Origin of the sequence: Streptomyces sp. C (assembly GCF_000158895.1) — a bacterium.
In the GTDB taxonomy this organism is placed as follows: Bacteria; Actinomycetota; Actinomycetes; order Streptomycetales; family Streptomycetaceae; genus Streptomyces; species Streptomyces racemochromogenes.
This window is the reverse complement of record NZ_GG657750.1, coordinates 1,808,939-1,811,854: the sequence shown is the minus strand read 5'-3', so window position 1 is coordinate 1,811,854 and position 2,916 is coordinate 1,808,939. Positions and strand designations below refer to the sequence as shown.

Genomic DNA, 2,916 nt, shown 5'->3' with positions numbered 1-2,916 from the left:
CCGCCAGAAGAGCGGCGTGGGGGCGAGGTAGACACCGCGCCGGTCGGTGTCGCTCGCCTCCGTGGCCAGCCCGAAGGCGCGGGAGCCCATCACGCAGGCGTAGATCGTGTGGTCCCGGACCAGGGTGAGGTCGTCCATCCCGGGAGGGTAGGCGGCGGCGCGCCCGCTAGGCGAGCGAGATTTCCCCCTCCGGCGACACGGTGATCTTCTTCTCCGCGAGCGGCTTGACCGCCGGCCCGTGGGCCACGGCCCCGTCGGCGACCTTGAACTTGCTGCCGTGGCAGGGGCAGTCGATCGTGCCGTTCTCGACCTTGTCCACCAGGCAGCCCTGGTGCGGGCAGACGGCCGTGAAGCAGCGGAAGGAGCCGGCCGTTGGCTGGGTGACCACCACCTTCTGCTCCTTGATGACGGTGCCGCCGCCGACCGGTACCGCGGAGGACTTCACCAGCGGCTCCGCGACCGCGCCCGGCGCCGAGGCCCCGGGGGACGCGCCGCCCGTCTGAGGGGCGGAGGCGTTGCCGGCGCCGGTGTCGGGCTTCTCCGCGTCGGACCCGCAGGCGGCGAGGGTGCCGCCCGCCAGGACGGCGGCTCCGGCCGCCAGTACGGTGCGCCGGGCGGTGTTCGATTCGGTCATGCGGGGCTCCTTGCTGGATGGCCGGGATGCGAGGTGCATCCTGGCGTGCGGCGGGCCCCAGGAGAAGCCCGCCACACCGTCCGTCTCACTCCGGCTGCCAGGGGGCGAGGTCCGCCGGGCCGCCGGGAGTGCGTACGACCTCCCACACGCGGATCACGGCGTCGCGGTTCAACGGCCCGTGGACGTGGGGGTACGGGTCGCCGGGGCCGGTCCGGCGGACCTCCGCCGCCAGGGCCGCCTCGTCGAGCTCCACGGCGAGCAGGACGCCGGGCACCTCGCGGTAGTGGGAGTCCGCGATGGCGAGCACGGTGGGCCGGTCCGCCGAACAGTGCACGAAGCCCTCGGCGGCGAGCGAGCCGGGGGCGTACGGGGACCCGGGAGCGGCGCTCCAGTCGGCGAGCGGAACGATGTGGAAGATCATGCCGGTGGTTCTACCGCACCGTCCCGGACAGCCGTGCGCCAGGTGGCGGTACCGGATGATCCGGGTGACATTGTCCGTGTCTCGAAGCCGGGCCCGCCGCTGACGCGCGTGCGCCCGGCCCCCCTTCGAAAGGCAAACAGGACCATGGCGGGCAATGACCTCGGTTCACTCCTCGGCGGACTCCTCGGCGGCGGCCAGGGCGGCAGCGGCGGCAGCGGCGGCCCGGCCGGCGGCGGGGGCAACGTCCTCGGCGCGCTGCTCGGCGCCCTGCTGGGCGGCGGCGGTGCCGCGGGCGCCCAGGCCGCGGGCGCCCAGGCCGCAGGGGCGGACAACCCCCTCGGCGGGCTGCTGGACATGCTGACCACGTCCGGCCTCGGCGACCAGGCGCAGTCCTGGATCGGCACCGGGGAGAACCAGCCCGTGAGCGGTTCCCAGATCAAGGAGGCGCTGGACGACGACGCCCTCCAGCAGGCCGCCCGGCAGGCGGGCGTCAGCCCCGACGAGGCCGCCGACCAGCTGGCGCAGGCGCTCCCGCAGGCCGTCGACAAGCTGACCCCGAACGGTCAGGTGCCGACCGAGTCGCTGGAGGAGATCATCCGCAAGCAGAACCTCTGACCCGGCGAGAGCGTCCGCGAGGACCCGGCACCGTCCACAGGGCGGACCGCCGGGTCCTTCCGCGGTACCGAGTGGCTACCCTGAGTCAGGCCCGGCCCGTCGTTACGTGATCACCCTTGGAGCACCCGTGAGAACCGCCGTCGTCATCGGAACCGGACTGATCGGCACCTCCGCGGCGCTCGCCCTGACCGCCCGCGGCATCAGCGTCCACCTCGTCGACAACGACCCGGCGCAGGCCCGCACGGCCGCCGCCCTGGGCGCCGGCACCGACGACGCCCCCGAGGGCCAGGTGGACCTCGCCATCGTCGCCGTACCGCCGGCCCACGTCGCCGCCGCCCTGGCCGACGCCATCGGACGCGGCCTCGCCCGCGCCTACGTGGACGTGGCCAGCGTCAAGGGCGGCCCACGCCGCGAGCTCGCCGCGCTGGGCGCCGACACCTCCGCCTACATCGGCACCCACCCCATGGCCGGCAAGGAGCGCTCCGGCCCGCTGGCCGCGACGGCCGACCTGTTCGAGGGCCGGCCCTGGGTGCTGACCCCGACCCGGGAGACCGACCACGAGGTCCTCAACCTCGCCCTGGAACTCGTCGCGCTGTGCCGGGCCGTCCCCGTCGTGATGGACGCCGACGCCCACGACCGGGCGGTGGCGCTCGTCTCCCACACCCCGCAACTGGTCTCCAGCATGGTCGCCGCCCGCCTGGAGGAGGCCGACGAGACGGCCGTCCGGCTGTGCGGGCAGGGCATCCGCGACGTCACCCGCATCGCGGCCTCCGACCCCCGGATGTGGGTGGAGATCCTCTCGGCCAACCCGGGACCGGTGGCCGACGTCCTGGCGGGCATCGCCGCCGACCTGGCGGAGACCGTCGAGGCGCTGCGCGGCCTCCAGTCCGCCGACGAGACCGAGCGCAAGGGCGGCGCGGCCGGCATCGAGGACGTCCTCAAGCGCGGCAACGCCGGCCGGGTCCGGGTCCCCGGCAAGCACGGCGCGGCGCCCATGGCGTACGAGACCGTGGGCGTGTTCATCAGCGACAAGCCCGGCGAGCTGGCGCGGATCTTCGCGGACGCCGGCCGCGCCGGGGTCAACATCGAGGACGTGCGGATCGAGCACGCCACCGGCCAGCAGGCCGGTCTGGTGCAGCTCATGGTGGAACCCCGGGCGGTCGCCGCCCTGACCACCGAGCTCCGCGAGCGCGGCTGGGCGCTGCGGCAGCGGTAGCCGTCCCCGGCGGCGGCTCCCCGCCGCCGG

General features: G+C 75.1%; 5 protein-coding genes. 2 read left to right on the top strand and 3 right to left on the bottom strand.

From position 1 onward, the window contains the following. The 3 genes from SSNG_RS07985 to SSNG_RS07975 all read right to left on the bottom strand — a co-directional run. Positions 1 to 138: nucleotidyltransferase domain-containing protein (locus SSNG_RS07985; protein ID WP_007263297.1), on the bottom strand; the 138-nt coding region annotated here is incomplete at its 3' end. A 28-nt stretch (positions 139 to 166) separates the two neighbouring features. Then, positions 167 to 634, bottom strand: coding sequence for a Rieske (2Fe-2S) protein (locus tag SSNG_RS07980; protein ID WP_007263296.1), 468 nt, complete (start codon positions 632 to 634; stop codon positions 167 to 169). 85 nt (positions 635 to 719) lie between these two features. After that, the gene (locus SSNG_RS07975) at positions 720 to 1,055 is read right to left on the bottom strand and encodes a DUF952 domain-containing protein (protein WP_007263295.1); all 336 of its coding nucleotides are present in this window, start codon (positions 1,053 to 1,055) and stop codon (positions 720 to 722) included. Between the two features lie 144 nt (positions 1,056 to 1,199). Between SSNG_RS07975 and SSNG_RS07970 the strand changes: the two genes are divergently transcribed. Together SSNG_RS07970 and SSNG_RS07965 are read left to right on the top strand one after the other, a co-directional pair. Then, positions 1,200 to 1,670 carry a YidB family protein gene (locus tag SSNG_RS07970; RefSeq protein WP_007263294.1) on the top strand — a complete coding sequence of 157 codons (471 nt, stop codon included), beginning with the start codon at positions 1,200 to 1,202 and terminating at the stop codon, positions 1,668 to 1,670. 127 nt (positions 1,671 to 1,797) lie between these two features. After that, entirely contained in the window at positions 1,798 to 2,886 is a 1,089-nt protein-coding gene (locus SSNG_RS07965; protein WP_007263293.1) for a prephenate dehydrogenase, read from the top strand. Positions 2,887 to 2,916: the final 30 nt, after the last annotated feature.

Bases quoted from the DNA above. Each gene is read 5' to 3' on its own strand.
- SSNG_RS07975 (WP_007263295.1), bottom strand. From the start codon at position 1,055: ATGATCTTCCACATCGTTCCGCTCGCCGACTGGAGCGCCGCTCCCGGG.
- SSNG_RS07980 (WP_007263296.1), bottom strand. From the start codon at position 634: ATGACCGAATCGAACACCGCCCGGCGCACCGTACTGGCGGCCGGAGCC.
- SSNG_RS07970 (WP_007263294.1), top strand. From the start codon at position 1,200: ATGGCGGGCAATGACCTCGGTTCACTCCTCGGCGGACTCCTCGGCGGC.